Annotated in this window: 6 protein-coding genes; 5 read left to right on the forward strand and 1 reads right to left on the reverse strand. The window is 36.8% G+C overall.

Features of this window, described 5'->3' with window-relative positions; translation table 11 throughout:
• Positions 1-1,088 precede the first annotated feature (1,088 nt).
• The 5 genes from ACFIO3_RS08855 (at position 1,089) to ACFIO3_RS08875 (ending at position 3,790) form a co-directional block, all read left to right on the forward strand.
• Positions 1,089-1,523, forward strand: coding sequence for an AtpZ/AtpI family protein (locus ACFIO3_RS08855; protein ID WP_375614436.1), 435 nt, complete (start codon positions 1,089-1,091; stop codon positions 1,521-1,523).
• A gap of 7 nt (positions 1,524-1,530) precedes the next feature.
• Positions 1,531-2,289: a F0F1 ATP synthase subunit A gene (locus tag ACFIO3_RS08860; RefSeq protein ID WP_375606478.1), complete on the forward strand. Its 759-nt coding sequence runs from the start codon at positions 1,531-1,533 to the stop codon at positions 2,287-2,289.
• 54 nt (positions 2,290-2,343) lie between these two features.
• On the forward strand, positions 2,344-2,574 hold the full coding sequence (locus tag ACFIO3_RS08865) for a F0F1 ATP synthase subunit C (protein WP_005773968.1): 231 nt from the start codon (positions 2,344-2,346) through the stop codon (positions 2,572-2,574).
• A 143-nt stretch (positions 2,575-2,717) separates the two neighbouring features.
• The gene (locus ACFIO3_RS08870; protein WP_375606433.1) at positions 2,718-3,284 is read left to right on the forward strand and encodes a F0F1 ATP synthase subunit B; all 567 of its coding nucleotides are present in this window, start codon (positions 2,718-2,720) and stop codon (positions 3,282-3,284) included.
• Between the two features lie 11 nt (positions 3,285-3,295).
• Positions 3,296-3,790, forward strand: coding sequence for a F0F1 ATP synthase subunit B (locus tag ACFIO3_RS08875; protein WP_375606432.1), 495 nt, complete (start codon positions 3,296-3,298; stop codon positions 3,788-3,790).
• Positions 3,791-3,929: 139 nt separating this feature from the next.
• On the opposite strand, the gene glyS is transcribed toward ACFIO3_RS08875, so the two are convergent.
• Positions 3,930-4,976 (reverse strand): glycine--tRNA ligase subunit beta (gene glyS, locus ACFIO3_RS08880; protein WP_375704335.1); only part of this gene is annotated, 1,047 nt, incomplete at its 5' end.

Genomic DNA, 4,976 nt, shown 5'->3' on the forward strand with positions numbered 1-4,976 from the left:
ATGGGTTACGTGAAACATTTGATATGTTTGGTATACCAGTTCGCATATCATTACGAGCCTCTGATAATCCTTTTGCGACACGTTCCAAGAAGAAATGATAACTCTTTAATTTTATTGATAATCATTTATCATGAGCGCTATTGAATAGAGCTCTCTCATCTTGATAAAGGTCATTTATTTGCATGTCATGAGAAGAGTTTAATAGGGAGTATTTAAGAAAGAGTACATAATCCTCTTAATGGGTTATTATAAGTGCAAGAATAGATGCAATATGAGGGTAGGGGAATATAATTATGATGCTTGTTTGAAAAGCAGCATTAGATTATCGTTTCATAAAAATAAAGCTTATGAATAAGCGCTTTTGCTTACGATAGTTTGTTTGAATAAAAAGCAAAAATATTTGCTGAATCTACGGATATTCAATTGTAAAAAGCGAAGTTCATAAAAGTGGATTAAAATTGTATAAAGTGGTATGGTAATCGTATTTAAAATTTATTATGTTCTATTGGCTTAATCTATTTGAAATTTTAGATTTATTAATATCTTGTATTTAAAGGAACTTCTCTTAATACCCTCAAGCTCATTTCGTGGTGGGGCCTTTAATGGCGTATGTAAAATACTTTGCGAATAGGATCATATAGAAACAATTGATTATTATTATTTTCATAAAATAAAAAGTGCAAGTTTATTCGAATAAAAGGAGAAAACCAACGCTCTCATACTGTTTTTAGCTTTCTATGTTCTCTTTCAAAACTAGGACTGATATAACATTGGGAGTCGGAAAATAAGATGGTATTAGTTTACACCTTTTGTTAAACGTAAAAATGGTTGTTCTATGAGTTTTATATTATTCACGTGAACTTTTCGTTATACATTCACGGGTGCTGTCGTGAAATCGGTTTAGGTGCTTGGAATATCTTTTTAAGAAAGCATGTAAATTGAAAAATACGTTATTTCTGCAATAAAATTTATACGATAACTTGTGATAGATTTCTTTTAGTATCTTGACGAATAAATTCGGGAACAATATGATGCACACGGTTTTATGAAATGTATTCTTACGTTGCTTTTTAATTAAGGAGCCAATGATGGCGATGGGCGAGAAACCCGTTATGAGCTGTAAGGAGGCTGAAGAGGAAAAGCAAGGAGAGTGTCTTCATTCAGAGGATTTGGAATGCCGTAGTAGGAACTTAAGCGTAGCTTTAGTACGCAAGCAAGCATTAAAGAAGCGGGAGCATAGGAATAAGCGGGAAAAATCACAAGGAAGGATGGCAGGTGCAATTAAGCTTTCCAGTGAGTTTCTGGCAAGTGTTATAGTTGGTATTGTTTTGGGGTTGGGGTTTGATAAGTTAGCAGGTTCATGGCCTTGGGGATTGGTATTTTTTCTCTTCTTTGGATTTGCTGCTGGTGTATTGAGTATTCTTCGGTCTGTGGGGTATGTTTCCTCCAGTCAATTAGGAAAAGAAGGCGTATTGCGCCAAGATAAACAAAATAAAAGGGCCAATGAGAGGTCCGATAAATGAGGTTGAAGTGACAGCGCACGCTCCAGATCCTATTCATCAGTTTGAGGTTTTAAGGCTGATTAAGATTTCCATAGGAAATATGGATTTATCGTTTACAAATGTATCATTGTTTACAGTCCTCACGGTTGTTGTAACTTCTATTTTTCTCTTTATTTCATCATCGAGTCGTGGATTGGTTCCAACGCGGATGCAGTCTCTTTCGGAAATGGCCTATGAGTTTGTAGCATCGACTCTGCGGGAATCATCTGGTGTGCAGGGAATGCAGTTTTTTCCTTTAGTTTTTTCTCTGTTTACTTTTATTTTGGTTGCTAACTTTATTGGTCTCTTTCCTTATTTTTATACGGTTACGTCTCAAATCATGATCACGTTTTCGTTAGCAATGGTGGTAATTTTGACGGTGATTGGGTATGGCTTTTATAAGCATGGGGTCAGCTTTTTGAAACTGTTCGTTCCCAGTGGAGTTCCTGTTGTGGTTTTACCTCTGGTGACAATGATTGAGGTTATTTCTTTTCTCTCCCGTCCAATTAGTCTTTCTCTTCGTCTTTTTGCGAATATGCTTGCTGGTCATATTACGCTTAAAGTGTTTTCTGGGTTTGTTGTTTCAATGATTGGGGTAGGGCTCGTAGGTGTGGGTGGTTCGATTTTACCGCTTATTATGACTGTAGCAATTACTGCTCTTGAGTTTTTGGTCGCATTTCTTCAGGCTTACGTCTTTACGGTTTTAACTTGTATGTATCTTAATGATGCAATTCATCCAGGACATTAATAGAACTGGCGGTTTTCCGTCGAATAATGCAATTTCGCTTTAAAGGAGAATAACATGGAAATGGTGCTTGCAGCAAAATATATTGGCGCTGGTCTTGCTTGCTTTGGTATGGCTGGAACAGCTTTAGGACTTGGTAATATTTTTGGTAGCTATCTTTCTGGTGCATTACGAAATCCATCAGCAGCAGATAGTCAGTTTGGACGTCTCGTCTTTGGTTTTGCTGTTACAGAAGCTTTGGGAATTTTTTCATTGCTCATTGCTTTATTACTTCTTTTTGGGGTTTAATCATCATCAAAAGGGTATATCTGTTCTTGCATGAGGAAAGATTTACCCTTTTAGGCTCTTAACCAGAGAGATGCCAGAGAGATGTTTGTCAGTTATCATCGGTTATAGAGGGCTTTAATAAGCTATTTAAAGGATGAAAGAAGATGTTTGTTTCAAGCGCTTATGCACAGAACACTGAAACGTCGATAGAACATATTAAAAAGGTGGCAGAGCATGCAAATCGTGTGTTTCCGCCTTTTGATTTTGTGCATTTTGGTTCGCATTTTTTCTGGTTGGCAATTTCTTTCGGACTGTTTTATCTTTTTATCTCCCGTGTAATTGTACCACGTATTGGCGGTGTTATTGAAACACGGCGAGATCGAATCGCATCTGATTTAGATCAGGCAATGCGCATGAAGCAAGAAGCAGACATTGTTGTTGAAACTTATGAGCGGAAATTAGCAGAAGCGCGTTTGAACGCGCAGGCTATAGCGCAGGTAGCTAGTGAAGAATTAAAAGAAAAGGCAGAGCTTGAACGGAAAGAAATTGAAGAGAGTTTAGAGAAAAAACTCGCAGATGCTGAAAAACAGATAGCAAAAATTCGGGATAAAGCCATGCAAAATGTTGGTTCTATCGCTGAAGAAGTAGCTCTTGAAATTGTGAAAAAATTGATTGACGTTGATATCAACAAAGAGGCTGTTCGTTCAGTTGTTAAAACTGCGGATTATTGAGGAAGAAAAAGATGACTGATACTTTTTGGGCATTTGTTGGGTTAGTTCTTTTTTTGGCTCTTTTAGTCTATTTCCAAATTCCACAGAGGGTTATACACCATCTTGATGCGCGCGCGAAACGTATCAAAGATGAACTGGATGAGGCTCTGCGTCTTCGTGAAGAGGCACAGGAAATATTGGCTGAATATCAACGCAAACATGCAGAAGCAGAAAAAGATGCGCAAGAAATTATTGCAGCAGCAAAGCATGAAGTTGAATCTGTTATTGCTGAAGCCCGTGCAAAAGCAGAAGAATATGTAAAAAACCGCAATAAATTGGCAGAACAAAAAATTTCCCAAGCAGAAGCCGATGCTATGCGCATGGTTTCTTCATCGGCTATTGATTTGGCAATTTCTACAGCACGTACCCTTATTACAAGAGAAATAGATGCTAACAAGGTAGATGAACTTATTAAAGAGTCTCTTGAGAAAGAATCATTTATCAAAATGAAAACATATCTTAATTAATGATATTTGAGAGATAAAGAACAGTCTCTTTGGTTGCATAATTTTCTCAATATTAATTAGTATCAATATTAATTAATAAAAGTCATAAAAAAGAAAAATTTATCTTCATTGTTTTTATCAGTTAATAGGCTCTTTGATTTTAAATGACAAGTTTTGAGAAGTCTGCAACCGATTGTGTAACAATGTGAGTGCGTTTGAGAAGAGCAAGACGGTTAGCACGAACATCAGGTTTTTTATCATTCACCAATACTTTTTCAAAAAATATATCAATCAATTTTCCAAGTGGCGTTAGCACACTGAGGGCAAATGATAAATTTGTTGTATTGATGGGAGCAAGAACTTTTTTTTCTACTTCACAGATTGCATGATAGAGCTGTTTTTCTTCTTTCTCGACAAAAAGCTCAAAATTAATTTCATTCGCTATTTTTGTGCTTTTTTGAAATTCATTTTCAAGAATATTGGCAGTACGTTTTACAGAGGCTACAAAGTTCATTCCATCATGGGTGTTGATAAAAGCGATAAGCGATTCGACACGACGTGCAACCAATAAAAAATCATCAGAATCTTTATTTAAAACGGCTTCAAGGGCGTCGTAACGAGCGCCTTCCTCTTTTAGATAGATTTTCAAACGGTCATGAAAAAAGAATAACAGATCTGATAAAATATATTCTGTTTTTTCTGGAAGCAGATTCTGCAATTGTGGATTTTCTCTTTGAGAGATTTCATATTTATTTTTTTGTTGTAAGAAAAGATTCGTTGCTAACTGGAACAGTGGCATAAGATTGATTTTCCAATCTCGCGAAAGTACAAGCCTAATAATTCCCAATGCTGCTCGTCTTAACGCATAGGGATCTTTTGAGCCCGTTGGTTTTTCATTAATGAGCCAAAAGCCAACGAGCATGTCAATTTTGTCGGAGAGCATAACGGTTATAGCAAGTGGTTCTTGTGGAAGACGATCTGTTGGTCCTTGAGGTTTATAATGGTCTTCGATTGCTACAGCGACGTGAGGATCTTCCCCTTGAAGAAGGGCGTATTTTTGCCCCATAACACCTTGTAGTTCAGGAAATTCTCCGACAATTTCTGTTTGCAAATCAGCTTTTGCAAGGATGGCTGCACGTTTCGCTAAGAGAGGATCTGCTTGTATCAAAGGTGCAATTTTTTGTGCGAGTGTAGCGATGCGTTCTAC

This window comes from Bartonella sp. AD328YNZD (assembly GCF_042196425.1).